Origin of the sequence: Stenotrophomonas sp. LMG 10879, from assembly GCF_002750935.1 — a bacterium.
Lineage (GTDB): Bacteria > Pseudomonadota > Gammaproteobacteria > Xanthomonadales > Xanthomonadaceae > Stenotrophomonas > Stenotrophomonas lactitubi_B.
This window is the reverse complement of sequence record NZ_PEJT01000006.1, coordinates 165,778-185,125: the sequence shown is the minus strand read 5'-3', so window position 1 is coordinate 185,125 and position 19,348 is coordinate 165,778. Positions and strand designations below refer to the sequence as shown.

Annotated in this window: 20 protein-coding genes; 5 read left to right on the top strand and 15 right to left on the bottom strand. The window is 66.5% G+C overall.

Going from position 1 to position 19,348, the window contains the following annotated elements:
• Positions 1-4: 4 nt before the first annotated feature.
• The 10 genes from truD to CR919_RS11225 form a co-directional block, all read right to left on the bottom strand.
• Complete coding sequence (gene truD, locus CR919_RS11270; protein ID WP_099820095.1) at positions 5-1,036, bottom strand: tRNA pseudouridine(13) synthase TruD; 1,032 nt, start codon at positions 1,034-1,036, stop codon at positions 5-7.
• The gene (ispF, locus tag CR919_RS11265; protein ID WP_099820094.1) at positions 1,033-1,530 is read right to left on the bottom strand and encodes a 2-C-methyl-D-erythritol 2,4-cyclodiphosphate synthase; all 498 of its coding nucleotides are present in this window, start codon (positions 1,528-1,530) and stop codon (positions 1,033-1,035) included. The genes truD and ispF overlap by 4 nt, the downstream gene beginning before the upstream one ends.
• A gap of 34 nt (positions 1,531-1,564) precedes the next feature.
• Positions 1,565-2,263 (bottom strand): 2-C-methyl-D-erythritol 4-phosphate cytidylyltransferase, encoded by a 699-nt coding sequence (ispD, locus tag CR919_RS11260; protein WP_099820093.1) that lies wholly within the window; start codon positions 2,261-2,263, stop codon positions 1,565-1,567.
• Positions 2,260-2,610, bottom strand: a complete 351-nt coding sequence (ftsB, locus tag CR919_RS11255; protein ID WP_099820092.1) for a cell division protein FtsB — start codon at positions 2,608-2,610, stop codon at positions 2,260-2,262. The genes ispD and ftsB overlap by 4 nt, the downstream gene beginning before the upstream one ends.
• A gap of 4 nt (positions 2,611-2,614) precedes the next feature.
• Positions 2,615-3,907, bottom strand: coding sequence for a phosphopyruvate hydratase (eno, locus tag CR919_RS11250; RefSeq protein WP_099820091.1), 1,293 nt, complete (start codon positions 3,905-3,907; stop codon positions 2,615-2,617).
• 97 nt (positions 3,908-4,004) lie between these two features.
• The gene (locus CR919_RS11245; protein WP_099820090.1) at positions 4,005-4,337 is read right to left on the bottom strand and encodes a hypothetical protein; all 333 of its coding nucleotides are present in this window, start codon (positions 4,335-4,337) and stop codon (positions 4,005-4,007) included.
• Positions 4,337-4,684 carry a hypothetical protein gene (locus CR919_RS11240; RefSeq protein WP_099820089.1) on the bottom strand — a complete coding sequence of 116 codons (348 nt, stop codon included), beginning with the start codon at positions 4,682-4,684 and terminating at the stop codon, positions 4,337-4,339. Before CR919_RS11240 ends, CR919_RS11245 begins: the two co-directional genes overlap by 1 nt.
• Positions 4,681-5,511: a 3-deoxy-8-phosphooctulonate synthase gene (gene kdsA, locus CR919_RS11235; protein WP_099820088.1), complete on the bottom strand. Its 831-nt coding sequence runs from the start codon at positions 5,509-5,511 to the stop codon at positions 4,681-4,683. Before kdsA ends, CR919_RS11240 begins: the two co-directional genes overlap by 4 nt.
• Before the next feature lie 88 nt (positions 5,512-5,599).
• Positions 5,600-7,264 (bottom strand): CTP synthase, encoded by a 1,665-nt coding sequence (locus CR919_RS11230; protein WP_099820087.1) that lies wholly within the window; start codon positions 7,262-7,264, stop codon positions 5,600-5,602.
• Positions 7,265-7,665: 401 nt separating this feature from the next.
• A complete protein-coding gene (locus tag CR919_RS11225; RefSeq protein ID WP_089240228.1) occupies positions 7,666-7,899 on the bottom strand; it encodes a hypothetical protein in 234 nt (77 codons plus the stop codon).
• 160 nt (positions 7,900-8,059) lie between these two features.
• Here CR919_RS11225 and parE point away from each other — a divergent pair, with 160 nt between their 5' ends.
• The 3 genes from parE (at position 8,060) to CR919_RS11210 (ending at position 12,322) form a co-directional block, all read left to right on the top strand.
• On the top strand, positions 8,060-9,949 hold the full coding sequence (gene parE, locus CR919_RS11220; protein ID WP_099820086.1) for a DNA topoisomerase IV subunit B: 1,890 nt from the start codon (positions 8,060-8,062) through the stop codon (positions 9,947-9,949).
• A gap of 199 nt (positions 9,950-10,148) precedes the next feature.
• Entirely contained in the window at positions 10,149-10,727 is a 579-nt protein-coding gene (locus tag CR919_RS11215) for a GNAT family protein (protein WP_099820085.1), read from the top strand.
• Positions 10,728-10,825: 98 nt separating this feature from the next.
• Complete coding sequence (locus CR919_RS11210; RefSeq protein WP_099820084.1) at positions 10,826-12,322, top strand: S10 family peptidase; 1,497 nt, start codon at positions 10,826-10,828, stop codon at positions 12,320-12,322.
• Positions 12,323-12,664: 342 nt separating this feature from the next.
• On the opposite strand, the gene CR919_RS11205 is transcribed toward CR919_RS11210, so the two are convergent.
• Positions 12,665-13,786: an inorganic phosphate transporter gene (locus CR919_RS11205; RefSeq protein WP_099820083.1), complete on the bottom strand. Its 1,122-nt coding sequence runs from the start codon at positions 13,784-13,786 to the stop codon at positions 12,665-12,667.
• Positions 13,787-13,799: 13 nt separating this feature from the next.
• Complete coding sequence (locus CR919_RS11200; RefSeq protein ID WP_025878890.1) at positions 13,800-14,426, bottom strand: DUF47 family protein; 627 nt, start codon at positions 14,424-14,426, stop codon at positions 13,800-13,802.
• Positions 14,427-14,718: 292 nt separating this feature from the next.
• Here CR919_RS11200 and CR919_RS11195 point away from each other — a divergent pair, with 292 nt between their 5' ends.
• Both CR919_RS11195 and CR919_RS11190 read left to right on the top strand, forming a co-directional pair.
• Positions 14,719-16,023: a hemolysin family protein gene (locus tag CR919_RS11195; RefSeq protein WP_223880018.1), complete on the top strand. Its 1,305-nt coding sequence runs from the start codon at positions 14,719-14,721 to the stop codon at positions 16,021-16,023.
• Positions 16,007-16,660 (top strand): exopolysaccharide biosynthesis protein, encoded by a 654-nt coding sequence (locus tag CR919_RS11190; RefSeq protein WP_099820082.1) that lies wholly within the window; start codon positions 16,007-16,009, stop codon positions 16,658-16,660. The genes CR919_RS11195 and CR919_RS11190 overlap by 17 nt, the downstream gene beginning before the upstream one ends.
• Before the next feature lie 164 nt (positions 16,661-16,824).
• Here the strand turns inward: CR919_RS11190 and CR919_RS11185 are convergent, their stop codons facing one another.
• From CR919_RS11185 to CR919_RS11175, 3 genes are all read right to left on the bottom strand, one after another.
• Positions 16,825-17,322: a pyridoxamine 5'-phosphate oxidase family protein gene (locus tag CR919_RS11185; protein WP_099820081.1), complete on the bottom strand. Its 498-nt coding sequence runs from the start codon at positions 17,320-17,322 to the stop codon at positions 16,825-16,827.
• 66 nt (positions 17,323-17,388) lie between these two features.
• Positions 17,389-18,384: an LLM class flavin-dependent oxidoreductase gene (locus CR919_RS11180; protein WP_032976501.1), complete on the bottom strand. Its 996-nt coding sequence runs from the start codon at positions 18,382-18,384 to the stop codon at positions 17,389-17,391.
• A 191-nt stretch (positions 18,385-18,575) separates the two neighbouring features.
• The gene (locus tag CR919_RS11175) at positions 18,576-19,343 is read right to left on the bottom strand and encodes a sulfurtransferase (protein ID WP_099820080.1); all 768 of its coding nucleotides are present in this window, start codon (positions 19,341-19,343) and stop codon (positions 18,576-18,578) included.
• Between the last annotated feature and the right edge of the window lie 5 nt (positions 19,344-19,348).

The following is a 19,348-nucleotide window of genomic DNA, read 5'->3' as shown; positions in this document are numbered from 1 at the left end:
TCCGTCAGGCCTGCGAAGCGTCTTCGACCGGCCCGAGCTCGTGCAGGACGGCCGTGGCATAGCAGCCCGGCGGCAGTGCGAAGGACAGCTCCAGCACGTCGGCGGCCAGCCACTGGTGCTGCAACAGCGCCGGACGCAGCCGCAGCGCGCGCCGCTCCTGCTTCAGCCGCGCCTCTTCCAAACCGACACGCAGCGCCTTGGATTCGTCATCGTCCAGCGCCGCCAGTTCCAGTTCGCGGGCCGCGTCAGTGCTGCGCAGCTCACCCTCGCCCCACAGCGGCGCGCTGGGGTGGATGTCGAAGCGCGCCAGGCGTTCGGCCAGCACGTCGCTGTACGGCTCGGGACCGAACACGCTGCGGCTGCCATCCAGCATCCACACTTCACCCTGCAGCGGCTGGTCCCAGCTGCCCTGCTCCACGCGCGCGGCCAGCACCCGGTTGAACAGCGCCGAACGGGCGGCCGACAACAGCAGCGACCGCTGGTCCTTGCGCATGCGCCGGCCGCCAAACATCGCCAGCGCCGCAGGAACATTGCCGCCATCACGACCAAAGCGCTGCTCGCCGAACCAGTTCGGCAGGCCGCGCGTGGCGATCTGCTGCAGGCGCTCGTCGATTGCCGCCGCATCTCCCTGCACATCGCGCAGCACCAGCTTGAAGCGGTTGCCGGCCAGCGCGCCGCGCTGCAGCTTGCGGTTGTGCCAGGTGGACTCGATCACTTCGATCTCGTCACTGGCCAGTTCGGCCAGGTCCGGCGCGACGCGCTTGGGCAGGTGCACGCTGAAACGCTGGGTAGTGACCGCGTTGCGATCCTTCATGCCGGCATAGCTGACCGCCATTTCCGGCAGGCCCGCCCACTTGGCCAGCACCTTGGCCACATGCACCGTGTTCGCGCCACGCTTGCGGATATGCAGCAGCAGGTGCTCGCCTTCCCCCGTCGCCTCGAAAGCCGGCAGTTCATCGACCTGGAAATCTTCCGGCGTGGTGCGGATACGCGCCTGCAGCAGCGGCGCGCCGAACGCGAGCGGCAACGGAATCATGCCGCCACCAGCAGAACGACGGCCTGCGCGGCGATGCCTTCGCCCCGCCCGGTGAAGCCCAGCTTCTCGGACGTGGTGGCCTTGACGCTGACCGCATCCAACGGCAGCTGCAGCAGTTCACCGATGCGCTCGCGCATCGCCAGCGCATGCGGGCCGACCTTGGGCCGCTCGCAGATCACGGTGATGTCGGTGTTGCCGACACGCCAGCCGCGCTCGCGCAGCAGGCTGTCGCAGTGGCGCACGAACGCGCTGCTGTCCGCGCCCTTCCAGCGGTCATCGCTGGGCGGGAAGTGCTGGCCGATGTCACCCAGCGCGATCGCGCCGAGCATCGCGTCGCACAACGCGTGCAGGATCACGTCGCCGTCGCTGTGCGCAAGCACGCCGCAGCTGTGCGGCACCGCAACGCCGCCGAGCATGATGTGGTCGCCTTCACCGAAGGCATGGACGTCGTAGCCCTGACCGATACGGACGGGCGGGAACGGGGAGGTGCTCATGGATGCAGCCCTTGCAGCAGGGCCGCGCGGGCGATCAGCCGGCGCGGCGGGAGAGTACGAATTCGAAACGATCGAGATCGGCCGGGGTGGTGACCTTGAAGTTGTCCTCGCTGCCTTCCACCAGCAGCGGGCGCTGGCCCTGGCGCTCCATGGCCATGGCGTCGTCGGTGACGTCGACACCGGCAGCAGCCGCTTCGGACAAGGCGCGGATCAGCTGGTGACGGCGGAACAGCTGCGGCGTCAGTGCACGCCACAGGCGCTCACGCGGCTCGGTGCCATCGATGCCGCCATCGTCGCCAGCACGCTTGAGCGTGTCGCGCACGGGGGCGGCGAGGATGGCGCCGACCGGGTCGGTACGCCCCACTTCCAGCAGGCGGCCAAGATCGGCCTGCGACAGGTTCGGACGCGCCGCGTCGTGCACCAGCACGAATTCGTCGGCACGCACGCTGTCCGGCAGGGCCTGCAGCCCCGCCAGCACCGAGGCGGCGCGGGTGGCGCCACCGGTGCAGGTCAGCACCGGCTTGCCGGCCCACTCGGTCCAGCCCGGCCAGTCGGCATCGTCCGCGCCGATCACCACCATCGCCCCGGCCACGGCCGGGTGCGCCAGCAAGGCGTCCAGAGTGTGGGCGAGCAGGGTCTGCCCGCCGGCCTGCAGGTACTGCTTGGGCAACGGCGCACCAAAACGCGTGCCGCGCCCTGCGGCCGGAACCACCACCCAGATCGCCGCGCTCATGGCACGTCCGCCGGATGGTCACCTGCCTGCGCCGTGACCGGCGCAGGCTGCACCGGATGCACGGGTGCATCTTCCACGACGCGATAGAACTTCTCGCCGGGCTTGATCATGCCCAGCTCGCTGCGCGCGCGTTCTTCGATGGCGGACTGGCCTTCCTTGAGGTCCTTCACTTCGGCAGCAAGCGCATCGTTGCGCTGCCGCAGACCGTCATTGTCCCGCTCCTGGCTGGCGACCTGGGCTTCGAGCATCATCACTTCACCCGAATTGCCCGGGCCGAACCAGAAACGGTACTGCAGCCATGCCAGCAGCAGGGCCAGCAACAGCAGCAGCCAGCGCCAGTCGCGCATCGGCTCAGCGCTTCAGCGACACGAACGCGTCACGACCCGCGTAACGCGCGCCGGCACCGAGAGCTTCCTCGATGCGCAGCAGCTGGTTGTACTTGGCCACGCGATCGCTGCGGCACAGCGAGCCGGTCTTGATCTGGGTGGCGGTGGTGGCCACCGAGATATCGGCGATGGTGGTGTCTTCGGTTTCACCCGAACGGTGCGATACCACGGCGGCGTAACCGGCACGGTCGGCCATGGCGATCGCTTCCAGGGTTTCGCTGAGGGTGCCGATCTGGTTGACCTTGATCAGGATCGCGTTGGCGGTGCCCGAATCGATGCCTTCCTGGAAGATCTTCGGATTGGTGACGAACAGATCGTCGCCGACCAGCTGCACCTTCTTGCCGATGCGATCGGTCAGCAGCTTCCAGCCCGCCCAGTCGTTCTCGGCCAGGCCGTCTTCGATGGTGATGATCGGGTACTGCGCGGCCCAGTCGGCGAGGAAGTCGACGAACTGCTCGGAGGTCAGGCGCTTGTTCTCACCGACCAGGTTGTACTTGCCGTTCTCGAAGAACTCGCTGGAGGCCACGTCCAGGCCCAGCAGCACGTCTTCACCGGCGGTGTAGCCGGCCTTGCCGATGGCTTCGAGGATGGTGTCCAGTGCTTCGACGTTGCTGCGGAAATCCGGCGCGAAGCCGCCTTCGTCGCCCACCGCCGTGCTCAGGCCGTGGCCCTTCAGCACCGACTTCAGCGAATGGAAGATTTCGGTGCCGGCACGCAGCGCTTCGGAGAACGAGGTGAAGCCGACCGGCAGCACCATGAACTCCTGGAAATCGACGTTGTTGTCGGCGTGCGCGCCGCCGTTGATGATGTTCATCATCGGCACCGGCAGCGACGGGGTCGCGCCGGTCTTGCCGGCCAGGTACTGCCACAGTGCCTGCTTGCTGGAGGCAGCAGCGGCGTGTGCGGCGGCCATGGAAACACCCAGCAGTGCGTTGGCGCCCAGGCGGCCCTTGTTCTCGGTGCCATCCAGATCGATCAGGCGACGGTCCAGGCCGGCCTGGTCGTTGGCCTCGAAGCCCTTCAGTGCGTTGGCGATGGCGCCGTTGACGTTGTCGACGGCCTTGCGCACGCCCTTGCCAAGGTAACGGGTCTTGTCGCCGTCACGCAGCTCCACCGCCTCCTTGGTGCCGGTCGATGCGCCGGAGGGAACCGCGGCGCGACCGAACGAACCGTCCTCCAGGGTGACTTCGGCTTCCAGCGTGGGGTTGCCACGGCTGTCGAGGATTTCACGGGCATGGATGCTGCGGATCGTACTCATGGTCGGGCCGGTTACCTGTATGGAGAGGGGGCGACAAAAACGAATGCCGCGTGATTATCCCCGGCTACCCCTCACTTGCCAAATGGCCTGAGTGGCATCAGCCCCAGCTGGACCCGATCACGATCACCACCAGCGACACCAGCATCACCAGCAGCGCACCGGCAATGGCCGCGCACACCGCTCCGCGTCGCCGTCGCCAGGCCATCACCATCGCCACCAGGCTGCCCACGAAAGACAGCACCAGCGTGATCAGCGCGCCCAGCATCCAGTACTGCACGGCCTGCACGCCGTTGTTGCCATCCCCCGGGGGGCGGAAGCTGGCGGCAAAGGCCAGCACGCCCAGCAGCAAGGCGCCCCAGGCGAGCACCGACAGCAACAGGGCGATCAGGCCCCAGGGCCGGCTGCGCGAGAGTTCAGGCGTCGTATTCATCAAAGCAGATCGTGCAGCAGGATGCCCGCCCACAGCGACAGCAGGACCATCGCCAGTGCAGCGGTGACCCTGCCCCGGTTCAGACGCCAGCCGAGCACCGCGGCGCAAAACCCTGCGGAGATGGTCAGCACCTCGGCCACCGCCAGGGCGATGACGAAAGGCATCAGGTTCACTACCGGGCCGCCCGCACTGGACGGGCGCATGCCGGCACCGAACAGCATGCCGATGGCGAATACGCCCGATACCGAGAGCAGGGCCAGACCGAGTGCGATCGGGCCCCACGGCCACTGCCGCCAGTGCCGGCGACGACGCTGGATCTCCAGCGCCGCCTGCGGGTGCTGACTCACGCGAAGCGCGAGAAGCCGTGCTTCTTGGTCACCGCGTCAAGCTCCATCAAGGTCTCGAGCAGGGCTTCCATCTGGTCCAGCGGCCACGCGTTGGGGCCATCGGACAGCGCCTTGGACGGGTCCGGATGGGTCTCGGCGAACAGGCCGGAGATGCCCACGGCAACCGCGGCACGCGCCAGTACCGGCACATGCTCGCGCTGGCCACCGGAACTGGTGCCCTGCCCGCCCGGCAGCTGCACCGAATGGGTGGCGTCGAACACCACCGGGCAGCCGGTATCGCGCATCACCGCCAGCGAACGCATGTCGCTGACCAGGTTGTTGTAGCCGAAGCTGGCGCCACGCTCGCAGACCATGATCTGCTCGTTGCCGGTGGCCTTGGCCTTCTCGACGACAGGCTTCATGTCCCACGGCGCCAGGAACTGGCCCTTCTTGATGTTGACCGGCTTGCCGGCCGCGCACACCTTGCGGATGAAGTCGGTCTGGCGGACCAGGAACGCCGGGGTCTGCAGCACGTCCACCACCGAGGCCACTTCGTCCATCGGGGTGTACTCGTGCACGTCGGTCAGCACCGGCACGCCGATCTGCTTCTTGACCTCGGCCAGCACCTTCAGGCCCTCTTCCATGCCCGGGCCACGGAAGGCGGTGCCGGAGGTGCGGTTGGCCTTGTCGAAGCTGGACTTGAAGATGAAGTTCACACCGAGCTTGTCGGTCACTTCCTTCAGCTTGCCGGCGGTATCCAGCTGCAGCTGCATCGACTCGATCACGCAGGGGCCGGCGATCAGGAACAGGGGCTGGTCCAGCCCGACCTCGAATCCACACAGTTTCATGGCGTTTCCTTGTTGTCCGCTACACCGGCAGTGCCGGTGCGCTGGGGTTGAAGCGAGCAAGATGGGGGCCGGCGGCCCCCATGACAAGTCAGGCGCGCACTTCCTGCAGCAGCTTGCCACCGGCCTTGCGCTCGCGCGCGGCACGGATGAAGCCGATGAACAGCGGGTGGCCATCACGCGGGGTGGACAGGAATTCCGGGTGCGCCTGGCAGGCCAGGAACCACGGATGCTGGTCGCGCGGCAGTTCGACCACTTCCACCAGGGTGTCGTCCATCGACTTGCCGGCGATCACCAGGCCCGCGTCTTCCAGCTGGGTGCGGTAGCGGTTGTTGAATTCGTAGCGGTGGCGGTGGCGCTCGGCGACCACGTCCTTGCCGTACAGCTCGCGGGCCAGCGTGCCCGGCTTCAGGCGCTGTTCCTGCAGGCCGAGGCGCATGGTGCCGCCGAGGTCGCTCTTGTCGTCACGCTTTTCCACGTCGCCGGTGGCGGTGCGCCACTCGGTGATCAGGCCGATCACCGGGTTCGGCGACTGGCGATCGTTCTCGGTGCTGTTGGCGTCTTCCAGGCCCACCACGTGGCGCGCGTAGTCGACCACGGCAGCCTGCATGCCATAGCAGATGCCGAAGTACGGCACCTGCTGCTCACGGGCGTACTGCGAGGTGAGCACCTTGCCTTCGAAGCCACGGTCACCGAAACCACCCGGCACCAGGATGCCGTCGACATCGGCCAGCGCGGACATGTCGCTGCCCTCCAGATCCTGCGCTTCCAGCCACTTCAGGGTGACCTTGGTGCGCTGGCGCAGGCCACCGTGCTTGAGTGCCTCGCCGACCGACTTGTAGGCGTCCTGGTGGTCGATGTACTTGCCGACCACTGCGATGGTCACCGCATCCAGCGGATGCAGGGTGGCATCGACGGCGTCTTCCCACATCGACAGGTCGGCCGGGCCGGCCTTGTCGGCCAGCTTCAGCTGGTTGATGACGATCTCGTCCAGGCCCTGCGCGTGCAGGCCCATCGGAATGCGGTACAGCACATCGACGTCGGGGACGCTGATCACCGCGCGCTCGGAGACGTTGGTGAACTGGGCGATCTTGCGGCGCTCCGAATCCGGTACCGGCTGTTCCGAACGGCACAGCAGCACGTCCGGCTGGATGCCGATCGAGCGCAGTTCCTTCACCGAGTGCTGGGTCGGCTTGGTCTTCAGTTCACCCGCGGCGGCGATGTACGGCACCAGGGTGAGGTGCATGAACAGTGCCTTTTCCGGGCCACGCTCGGTGCGCACCTGGCGGATCGCCTCCAGGAACGGCAGCGACTCGATGTCACCGACGGTGCCGCCGATCTCCACCAGGGCCACGTCGAAGCCCTCGGTGGCTTCGTCCATGCAGCGACGGATCTCGTCGGTGATGTGCGGAATGACCTGCACGGTCGCACCCAGGTAGTCGCCGCGGCGCTCCTTGCGGATCACCTCTTCGTAGATGCGGCCGGTGGTGACCGAGTTCTTGCGGCTCAGGCGGGTGCGCACGAAGCGCTCGTAGTGGCCCAGGTCGAGATCGGTCTCGGCGCCGTCGTCGGTGACATACACCTCACCGTGCTGGAACGGGCTCATGGTGCCCGGGTCGACGTTGATGTACGGATCGAGCTTCATCATCGTGACCTTCAGGCCACGCGCTTCGAGAATGGCGGCCAGTGACGCGGCGGCAATACCTTTGCCGAGCGAGGACACCACGCCGCCGGTTACGAAAATCAAGGGAGTCATGGCTGCAAGCATCCTGTCTGGAAATGGAAAACGGCAGCGCCACGCCTGCCCGGGGGGCGGGCGTGGAGCAGAAAGGGGGTTTTCCGGTTCGCTGGAGCAGCGAGGGAGGTGCGGGCCCGGCCGGCGCCAGGCGCCAACGGGGAACCACCCTGCGAGGTCGGGGCGGCCGTGCCGGTCACTTCGACCGTCACCTGCGACCCGCTTTGCTGGAGGCCACGCTTGGCCGTGCCAGCCCATTCGCAAATGGTGGACACGCACTTACTCCCGGAAAGCCATAGTTTACAGATAGATGGCCGCCAACCCAAGGGGCAGATGGCGCCATCGGCAAAAAGAAACGCCCCGCTGGGCGGGGCGTTCAAGGGTGAAACCCTTGTGGCAAGGGCTTCGCAGGGGCAGAAGAATTACTTCTTCTTGCGTGCCTCTTCCTCTTCTTCCTGCTGCGGCACCGGCTGGCCCTTGGCCTTCATCTCGGCATTGGCCTGCGCGCGGCGCTTGGCCTTGGCGTCGGCTTCGGACTGCGCCTTGTCGGCCTGGTCACCCTGCTGCGGAGCAGGCTGGCCGGCGTTCTGCGCCAGCACCATCGGCACTGCAACAGCGGCGGCAGCCAGGATCGCAATGGTCAGCAACTTCTTCATGGAGTCCTCCTCGCGGTATGGCTCGGATGTGGGGGGCGCCGGTGTTCGGTTCCAGCGGCTGCCATTTTACCCCCTCCCCGCCAACGAGGCTGAACCGCAGGCGTGCAAATTCCCGGTCCAGACCGCACACTTGCCCGTCGCTCCACGCTTTCGAAGACAGATGAACGCCCGCTATAACGCCGCCGATATTGAAGTCCTGTCCGGCCTTGACCCGGTCAAGCGCCGCCCCGGCATGTATACCGACACCGCGCGCCCGAACCACCTGGCGCAGGAAGTGATCGACAACTCGGTGGACGAGGCCCTCGCCGGCCATGCCCGCTCGATCGAGATCACACTGTTCAAGGACGGCAGCGTGGAGGTCAGCGATGACGGCCGCGGCATGCCGGTGGACATCCATCCGGAAGAGAAGATCCCGGGCGTCGAGCTGATCCTTACCCGCCTGCATGCCGGCGGCAAGTTCAACAACAACAACTACACCTTCTCCGGCGGCCTGCATGGCGTCGGCGTCAGCGTGGTCAATGCGCTGTCGACCCTGGTGGAAATCCACATCAAGCGCGAAGGTGCCGAACACCGCATCACCTTCCGCAACGGCGACCGCGCCTCGCCGCTGGAAGTGGTCGGCACCGTCGGCAAGAAGAACACCGGTACCCGCCTGCGCTTCTGGCCGGACCCGAAGTATTTCGATACGCCCAAGTTCGCCGTGCGCGCGCTCAAGCACCTGCTGCGCGCCAAGGCCGTGCTGTGCCCGGGCCTGACCGTCAAGCTGACCGACGAAGCCACCGGTGAAGTCGACACCTGGTACTACGAAGACGGCCTGCGCGATTACCTGAAGCTGGAGCTGGGCGATCGCGAGATGCTGCCGGCCGAGCTGTTCGTCGGCAACCTGAAGAAAGACACCGAGATCGTGGACTGGGCCGTGGCCTGGCTGCCGGAAGGCGAGCTGGTGCAGGAAAGCTATGTCAACCTGATCCCGACCGCGCAGCACGGCACCCACGCCAACGGCCTGCGCACCGGCCTGACCGAAGCGCTGCGCGAGTTCTGCGACTTCCGCAACCTGCTGCCGCGTGGCGTCAAGCTGGCCCCGGAAGACGTGTGGGACCGCGTGTCGTTCGTGCTGTCACTGAAGATGACCGACCCGCAGTTCAGCGGCCAGACCAAGGAACGCCTGTCCTCGCGCCAGGCCGCCGGTTTCGTCGAAGGCGCCGCGCACGATGCGTTCAGCCTGCTGCTGAACCAGAACGTGGAGCTGGGCGAGAAGATCGCGCAGATCGCCATCGAACGCGCCAGTGCGCGCCTGAAGACCGAGAAGCTGGTCGTCCGCAAGAAGGTCACCCAGGGCCCGGCCCTGCCCGGCAAGCTGGCCGACTGCATCAGCCAGGACCTGTCGCGCACCGAGCTGTTCCTGGTCGAGGGCGACTCGGCAGGCGGCAGCGCCAAGCAGGCCCGCGACAAGGACTTCCAGGCGATCCTGCCGCTGCGCGGCAAGATCCTCAACACCTGGGAAGTGTCCTCCAACAGCGTGCTGGCCTCGGAGGAAGTACACAACCTGGCGGTGGCCATCGGCTGCGACCCGGGCAAGGAGGACATCAGCGGCCTGCGCTACGGCAAGGTGATCATCCTCGCCGACGCCGACTCGGACGGCCTGCATATCGCCACCCTGCTGACCGCACTGTTCCTGAAGCACTTCCCGGCACTGGTCGATGCCGGCCACGTGTTCGTGGCGATGCCGCCGCTGTTCCGCATCGACGTGGGCAAGCAGGTGTTCTACGCCCTGGATGAGGAAGAGAAGCGCTCGATGCTGGACAAGATCGAACGCGAGAAGATCAAGGGCGCCATCAACGTGACCCGCTTCAAGGGCCTGGGCGAGATGAATCCGCCGCAGCTGCGTGAATCCACCATCCACCCGGACACCCGTCGCCTGGTGCAGTTGACCGTCGACGATCGCGAGCAGACAAGCTCGCTGATGGACATGCTGCTGGCCAAGAAGCGCGCGTCGGATCGCAAGGGCTGGCTGGAGAGCAAGGGCGATCTGGCTTCGCTGGAAGCCTGATTCCGGTGCGGGGTCGGATCCGTTTCCCACCGGGAAACGGCTCTGACCCCGGACACCCGGCAATGGGGTCGGCACTGGGGTCAGAGCCCTTTCCTGAGGAAAGGGATCCGACCCCGGTGCTTCCGCCCCCGGGGCATCACGCCCCCAGCGGCAAACCCTGCGGGTCCATAATGCGCGCTCATCCGCGTGGACGACCCCATTGCCCGCCAACTCGCTGCTGTTTCCCGGGCTGCCGCTGCACAGCGCGCGCTTGGTGCTGAGCCCCATCCGCCGCGATGACGCCGCGGCCCTGTTCGCCCTGCAGTCTGACCCGGACGTGATGCACTGGTGGAACCACCCGGCGTGGACGCGTCCCGCCGAAGCACGCGCGCAGATCGACGACGACCTCGCCGCACAGGCGACCGGCACGCAATTGAAGCTGGCCCTGCGCGAATCGGTGGACGGCCCACTGCTGGGCATCTGCGTGGTGTTTGCGCTGGATCGCGACGCGGCGCGTGCCGAAATCGGCTATCTGCTGGCACCTGGCAGGCAGGGCCATGGCTACATGCATGAAGCGCTGCAGCGGGTGCTGGACTATCTGTTCAACACCCTGCAACTGCATCGGGTGGAAGCCGAGATCGACCCACGCAACCAGGCCTCGGCACATGTGCTCGAGCGCCTGGGTTTCCACCGCGAAGGCCTGCTGCGGCAGCGCTGGCGCATCCGCGGTGAACTGGCGGACTCGGCCGTGTATGGGCTGCTGGCCGATGACGCTGCGCGAGCTGCCACCTCGGCTTGACCGGATCAGGCCGCAACGCTGGCCCATGCCTTTGGACACATACGGCAGGCGGCACCCCGTCCTAGCATCGGGGTCCCTTCCGCTGCCGTTCCGGTGCCATGAAGTTCCTGCTGCACTCTGCCGCGCTCTGCGTCGGCCTGCTGATCGCCCCTGCCTGCGCGCTGGCCGCTCCTGCTGCTGACAGCGCCTCCGAAACGAAAGAAGAGAAGACCGAAGCCGTTCCGCTGCCGGCCGATGCGTCGGCTCGCCAGAGCATGCGCCTGGCGGGCCGCACCCTTGACTACACCGCCACCGTCGGCACGCTGCCGGTACGCGATGCGAAGGGCAAGGTGATCGCCGATGTGGTGTTCACCGCCTACACCCTGCCGGGCAAGGATCGACCGGTGACCTTCGCCCTCAATGGCGGCCCCGGCGCGTCGTCGGTGTACCTCAACCTGGGCGCCATCGGCCCGAAGGTGGTGACCTTCGGTTCGGAAGGCGACAGCGCATCGGCGCCAGCGAAGCTGCACGACAACCCCGGCACCTGGCTGGACTTCACCGACCTGGTGTTCATCGACCCGGTAGGCACCGGCTTCAGCCGCGCGCGCATCGGCGATGACGAAGCGAAGAAGCAGCTGTACACCCCCAGCGCCGACATCGAGTACCTGTCGCGCTCGATCTACGACTGGCTGCTGCGCAACCAGCGCATGGCCTCGCGCAAGTACCTGACCGGCGAAAGCTACGGCGGCTACCGCGGCCCGCGCATCACCCACTTCCTGCAGACCCGCCTGGGCGTGGCGATGAACGGCCTGGTGCTGGTGTCGCCGTACCTGAGCCCGACCCTGGAAGACAACGCCGATGTTTCGCCGATGGCGTGGATGCAGACCCTGCCCTCGATCGCGGCGGCGCACCTGGAGCGCCAGGGCAAGCTGACCGACGCGGCGATGCGCGAGGTGGTCGAGTACACCCGCGGCGACTACGCCACCGCGCTGATGAAGGGCCGTAGTGATCCGCAGGCGACCGAGGCGATGCTGCGCCGGGTGGCCGCGTTGACCGGCCTGGACCCGCAGTTCGTGCGCCGCGCCGGTGGCCGCCTGGAGACCCAGGCCTACCTGCGCGAGGTGTTCCGCGACAAGGGCACGCTGGGCAGCCGCTACGACTCCAACGTCACGGCATTCGATCCGTTCCCGAACGATCCGGAGCAGCGCGCCAACGATCCGCTGCTGGACAGCATCATCGCGCCGACCACCACCGCGATGGTCGACTTCGTCACCCGCGAGGTCGGCTGGAAGGTGGATGCGCGCTACCAGGCGCTGAACTACGACGTGAACCGTCTGTGGGATCGCAATGGCGACCTGCGCGAGGGCGCAGTGACCCAGCTGCGCCAGGCCGTGGCGATCGACCCGCATCTGCAGGTGCTGATCGTGCATGGCTGGAATGACCTGTCGTGCCCGTTCATGGGCTCGATCCTGACGGTGGACCAGATGCCGACGATGGGCAGCAATCCGGACCGCGTGCAGGTGCGCAGCTATCCGGGCGGGCACATGTTCTACAGCCGGGCGGACAGCCAGGCGGCGTTCCGCAGGGATGTGCAGGCGCTGTTCCAGCGCAATTGAGGGGGGTGTGGGCCGGGCCTGCGGCCCGGCACCCGCAGAGGCCGGAGCAACGGCAAAGGCTCGGTCTCTGGAGGGCGGCGGGATGGGGTGGGTGTGCAGGACACGCCGTAAACCCGTCCTTGGGGGCTCGATGGCGCCATCCATGGCGCCAACGGTCCTGCACACCCACCCCACCCCGTCGCTGGCAGGTTCACGCGACCTGCAGTAGATCCACGCCATGCGTGGATACGGGAAAATGATCTTCCATGAAAAAAGCCCGCCGGAATCCGGCGGGCTTTTTGATTTGCCGGGGTCAGATCCTTTTCCCGTAGGGAAAGGGCTCTGCCCTCAATGCCTCGGGCTTCAGGCCCAGCCGAACAGTTCGAACAGCTTCAGGATCAGGTAGGCGCAGCCGCCTGCTGCCGGGATGGTCAGGATCCAGGCCCAGACGATGCGCTCGATCACGCCCAGGCGCAGCGAACGCGGATTCTTGGCGAAGCCGACGCCCATGATCGCGGTCGAGATGCTGTGGGTGGTCGACACCGGCATGCCGAAGTGGGCAGCCACGGTCAGCACGGTGGCCGAGCTCGTTTCCGCGGCGAAACCGTGGATCGGGTGCAGCTTGACCATCTTGTGGCCCAGGGTCTTGATGATCTTCCAGCCGCCCGAGGCGGTACCGGCGGCCATCACCACCGCGCAGGTCAGTACGATCCACATGGCGATGCCATCACCGGCGTGCGCGTCCGGATGCATGAAGGCCAGCCACGACGGCAGGTCGTTCAACGCGCCGGTCGCTTCGGCACCGATCAGGGTCATGGCGATGATGCCCATGGTCTTCTGCGCATCGTTGTGGCCGTGGGCGAAGCCCATGTAGGCCGCCGAGGCGATCTGTGCCTTGCCGAAGAACGCATTGACGATGCGCGGGCGTGCCAGCCGACCGATCGCGCCGCCGATCTTGGCCAGACCTGCGATCAATGCCCACAGCAGCACCATCACCACGATGCCGAGCAGGAAGCCGGCGATCGGCGAGGTGATCATCGGCACGAACACCTTCCACAGCAGGCCCTTGTTCTGCACCCAGCTGCCGAAGCGCTCCGACCAGATCAACGCATCCCAGTTGTTATGGGCTGCGGCCAGGCCGGCACCACACAGGCCGCCGATCAGCGCGTGCGAGGACGAGGACGGCAGGCCCTTCCACCACGTGATCAGGTTCCAGATGATGCCGCCCAGCAGCGCGCACAGGATCACCTGCGGGGTCACATCGACCACGTTGGTGTTGAGCAGGCCCGATGCGATGGTCAGGGCTACGGCGGTGCCGGTCAGTGCGCCCAGCAGGTTCATGAACGCGGCGAGCATCACCGCCCAACCGGGCGAGAGCACCTTGGTCGCCACCACGGTGGCAATGGAGTTGGCGGTGTCGTGGAAGCCGTTGATGAACTCGAAAACGAGCGCGGCCAGGATCACCACCAGGACGAGGGTCAGCATGCTGTGGCGTCCGTCAGCTGTTCTTCAACACGATCTGGTACGCCACCACGCCGGCTTCGCGGCAGCGGTCGATGGCCTTTTCCAGGATCTCGAAGAATTCCTTCAGCAGGAACATCTGCAGGTTGTCCAGGCGACCGGAGTAGATGTCGCGGTACAGCTCGAGCATCAGGCGGTCGGCTTCGTTTTCCAGCGAACGCAGGCGCTCGTTGAGCGCGGTCATCCGGTCCAGGTTCATGTGGCGCAGGTCGGCGACCATCTCCACCACCACGCCGGCGGCCTGCTCCAGCATCGCCGCGCGCGGCGCGAAGTCGATGTGCTCCAGGTGGGTCGTGGCCAGCGAATAGCGATCGGCGAACTTCTCGATCTGCTTGGGAATCTTGTACAGGGCCGAGCCCAGCGCTTCGATGTCTTCGCGCTCGATCGGGGTCATGAAGCTGTCCACCAGCGCCTGGCTGATCTTGTCCGAGGCCGCGCGTTCGCGCAGACGGGCCAGCTTGAAGGCATCCAGGGCGGGCTGGCGATCGGCGTCGCGCAGCATCGAATGCAGTGCCTTGGCGGCATCGGAAGCCGCGACGGCAGCCTCATCAAGCAGGGTGTAGAACTGTTTGCCGGAACCGAAAATGGTCTGCAGAGAGAACATTGAGAAACCTGTCAGCCGTCGCGGGAAGGACGGCACCAGGGCGAATTATGACGGCTAGATGACCATCACGGGTATCCCTGCCCCCTTTTCGGGGCTGGAAGGCCCAAAACTGAACAGGCATTTGCCACCCAGCCACGGCCCTTTGCTAAGATGCCAGCGCGCCTTCGGGCGCACCTTATGGACGACGACCCTTATCCCCCAGCGCCGCGCCGGACCCTGTTCCTGAGCGCCTGCCGCCATCGCAAGCACCCGCCCTCCCTGTCACCAACCGGGGACGATGCCCGTGTTTGAAATGATCCTGATTGTCTTCGCGCTCGTTCTGTTGAACGGCTTCTTTGCCATGTCCGAGATGTCGGTCATGACCTCGCGCAAGAGCCGCCTGAAGCAGCTGGCCGGCACTTCCAAGCGCGCGGCCAAGGCGCTGGAGCTGTCGGAGAAGCCGGAAGCGTTCCTGTCCACCGTACAGATCGGCATCACCGTGATCGGCGTGCTGACCGGCTTCCTCGGCGGCGAAGCGCTGGGCGAGGCCATCGGCGGCTGGATCCAGGGGCTGATGCCGGGCTTTGCCTATGCCGGCGCGGTTGGCAAGGCGCTGGCAGTCACCTTCATCACCTTCATCACGCTGATCTTCGGCGAACTGGTGCCCAAGCGCCTGGCCCTGACCCGCTCGGAGGACATCGCCGGGCTGGTGGCGCTGCCGATGAGCTGGCTGGCCAAGCTGGCCTTCCCCTTCGTCTGGCTGCTGTCCAAGACCACCCAGCTGGTGCTGCGCCTGTTCGGCCTGGGCAAGGACGAGGTCGCCTCGGTCACTGAAGAGGAGATCCGCATGCTGGTGGCAGAGAGCCACGAAGCCGGCGTGATCGACAGCCACGAACGCGACATGATGAACCGCGTGATGCGCCTCGGCGACCGTACCGCCGACAGCCTGATGACCCCGCGCAACCGGATCGCTTGGCTGGACACGCTGGGTGGCCTGGACAAGAACCTGGAGATCATGGCCGAGCATGAGTTCTCGCGGTACCCGGTGTACCGCGACAACGACATGGACGTGGTCGGCGTGCTTGAGCTGAAATCGCTGGCCACGCGCATGGCGCGCGGCGACAACGCGCTGTTCCAGACCCTGCGCGAGCCGCTGTACGTCTCTGAATCCACCCATGCGATGAAGCTGCTGGAGATCTTCCGCGAAGAACAGCAGTCAATGGCGCTGGTGGTGGACGAGTACGGCGAGATCCAGGGCCTGGTGACCATCAGCGACCTGATGGGCGCGGTGGTCGGCCGCCTGCAGGCAACGGAGAATGCCGACGAAGACGCGCTGGTGGTGACCCGTGAAGACGGTTCGCTGCTGGTGGACGGCTCGCTGCCGATCGAGGATCTGCGCGAGTTGATCGGCAGCAACGACCTGCCCGACGCCGAGGATGGCGACTACTACACCCTGGCCGGCATGTGCATCCACTTCTTCGGCCGCATCCCGCACGCGGGCGAGTACTTCGACTGGGCCGGCTGGCGCTTCGAGGTGGTCGATCTGGACGGCGCGCGCGTGGACAAGCTGCTGCTTCGCACCCTGTCCGACGAGCAGGCCGATGAGCTCACCGCCTGAGTCTGGCCCCGACGCTGCGCCGCCGGAGTACCGCAACGAGGGCATCCGCACCCTGCTGGCGATGTTCGCCTTCGGTGACCCGGCCCAGCACATGAAGCTGGGGCAGATCCTGCAGGATCTGCAGCAGAGTGCCTTCGGTGTATTCCTGTTCGTCGCCATCCTGCCGGCCTTCATCCCCATCCCGGGGCTGGGCGGCGCGGTCAGTGGGCCGCTGGTGATCCTGATCGGCCTGCAGATGCTGTTCTGCATGCGCCGGCCCTGGCTGCCGGGATTCATCGCCCGGCGTGGGCCCAAGCGCGGCACCATGCACCGGTTCCTGGACCGCATCGACGGTGCCCTGCGCCGGCTCGACCGCATGCTCAAGCCGCGCATGCCACAGCTGCTGACGCCTGCCCCGGCCCACGCCTTCAGCGGCCTGCTGCTGGTGCTGCTTGGCCTGCTGCTGTCGCTGCCGATTCCGTTCACCAACTACCTGTTCGGTTTCCAGTTGCTGCTGTTCGCGCTGGCGCTGCTCGAGCGCGACGGTGCGCTGATGTTGTTCAACTGGGTGGCTGCAGTGGTGGCGATCGCGTTCTTTGGTTTCAGTTCCGGGCAACTGGTGGGTTACACCGTCGAACTGTTCCAGCGCTGGTTCTGAGCGCAGGCAATTACCGCGCGATTCCCATCCACGCATGGCGTGGATCTACTTCGAATCACCTGCATCCACGCATGGCGTGGATCTACTTTCGATCGCGCGCATCCACGACTGGCGCGGATCTACCTTGAACCCAGTAGATCCACGCCATGCGTGGATGCGGCACCTCAACGCAGGTCGATGAAGCCGTTGTCGCCCAACCGGGCCGGCTCATCCTGCACGGCCGACAACACGAAACTGAGGGCCGAGCCCAACAGCGTGCCCGGCCCGTCCCAGTACTCGGCGGTTTCTGCACGCACGTGGATCAGCCGCAGCTTCGGATCATCGGGGCCACCGGGAAAGAACAGCTTCATCGCCGGCGACCACAGCTCTTCGACCTTGGCACGGTCATCGACGATGCGCGCCACACCCGCCACCGAGACATACGTGTTCTTCGACGGTGAGGCATAGGCGACGTTGACCCGTGGGTCGAGCGCGATCTCCGCCACCTTGGGGCTGTCTGCAGCGGTGGCGAACCACAGGTCACCATCGAAGGCGACCTGCTGGGTGCCGAGCGGGCGGCTGTAGAGACGCCCGTCGACGCCGCGGGTGGTGAACATCGCCACCTCCACGTCCTTGATCAGTTCGGCCAGCTGGGCAATGTGTTCGGTGCGGGACTCGTCCATGGGGGACTCCAGAGAGGGGAACCCCATCAGACGCGTTCGCGCCGCAAATTGCCGTGACGCAATTGTTCAGCCCGCGTGGCGGGCGTGCCACGCGTGCATCGCCAGCTCGAACGAACGCAGGCGCGCGCGATGGTCGTACAGGTTGGCGGTAAGCATCAGTTCGTCGGGCTGGTGGCGTTCGACGAAGGCTGCGATGCCGTCGGCCACCTGCTGTGGATCACCCAGCACCGTGCACGCCAGCGCCCGCTCCACGCCCAGCTTCTCGTGCGGTTCCCAGAACGCTTCGATGTCGTCGATCGGCGCCGGGATCTTGCCCGGACGGCCACGACGCAGATTGACGAAGCTCTGCTGCTGGCTGGTGAACAGCCGGCGCGATTCGGCCTCGCTGTCACTGGCCACCACGTTCAATGCCAGCATCGCATGCGGTTGCTTGAGCGTGGCCGAAGGGCGGAATTCACGGCGGTACACCGCCAGCGCTTCATCCATGGAATCGGGCGCGAAGTGCGAGGCGAAGGCGTACGGCAGGCCCATAGAGGCGGCCATGCGCGCGCCGAACAGGCTGGAACCAAGGATCCAGGTCGGCACCCGCAGGCCGCCACCCGGTACCGCCTGCACCGCCTGGCCGGGCTGCACCGGTTCGAAGTAGTGCAGCAGTTCGCGCACGTCCTGCGGGAACTGGTCGGCGCTGTCGAAATAGCGGCGCAGGGCGCGCGCGGTCGGCTGGTCGGTACCCGGTGCGCGGCCCAGGCCCAGGTCGATACGGTCCGGGTACAGCGAGGCCAGCGTGCCGAACTGCTCAGCCACCTGCAGCGGTGCATGGTTGGGCAACATGATGCCGCCGGCGCCGACACGGATGCGTTGGGTGCCACCGGCCACATGGCCGATCAGCACCGCGGTGGCGGCACTGGCGATGCCAGGCATGTTGTGGTGTTCGGCCAGCCAGTAGCGGCGGTAGCCCAGCGCGTCAGCATGCTGGGCCAGTTCGAGCATGTTGGCGAAGGCAGCAGTGGTATCGCTGCCCTCGCAGACCGGGGCCAGGTCGAGGATCGACAACGGGATCATCAGGCGGTTTTCCGTTACAGGATCCCCTGTTGATGGGGTCGCCCTGCCCCCACGGCCAGTGCCGGTGGCGGGACGCTGATTCCTGTGGGACGGATTCAGCGCCACCGGCCTGTGTAGAGCCGAGCCCACGCTCGGCTGCATTTCCCCGGTGCACAGCAGCCGAGCGTGGGCTCGGCTCTACACAAGGCGGGTCAGAACGCGCTGGGGCGGGGTTCCGGCAACGGTTCGTCCACCAGCGGCTTCAGTTCGGCATCCAGCGCCACCCGTTCGTCGAACACGAAGCAGCGGCCTTCGTAGCCCTCGCCGCCCACGTCCTCGAAGTAACCGAGGATGCCGCCATCGAGCTGCAGCACGTTGTCCATGCCGTCGTTGAGCATCCACAGCGCCGCCTTCTCGCAGCGGATGCCGCCGGTGCAGAAACTGACCACGGTGCTGTCCTTCAGCGCTTCGCGATGGGGTGCCAGTGCTTCGGGCAGATCGGTGAACTTGTGGATGGGCAGTACCAGCGCGTCCTTGAAGGTGCCGTACTCGATTTCCTGCAGGTTGCGCGTATCGAGCATCACCACCGGCTTGCCGGCATCATCGTGCCCCTGCCGCAGCCAGCGCTGCACCGTGGCGGGATCGATCGCCGGCGCGCGCGGGTAGTCCAGCGGCTGGCCATCGTCCCGGCGGAAGCTGATGATCTCATCCTTGACCTTGGCCTTCAGCCGCGCGAACGGCTGGTGCTCGCTGAAGCTGGTCTTGACCCGCATGTCGGCGAAGCGCGCATCCGCACGCAGTTCCGCGTAGAAGCCATCGACAGCAGACGGTGCCCCCGCCAGGAACAGGTTCAGCCCCTCGCCCGCCACCAGGATCGTGCCCTGCAGGCCAGCCGCCTCGGCACGCGCCTGCAGCTGGTCGCACAGGGCCTGGGGAGCGTCGATGACGGCGAAATGATAGGCAGCGGTATTGGCGATCATCCCGC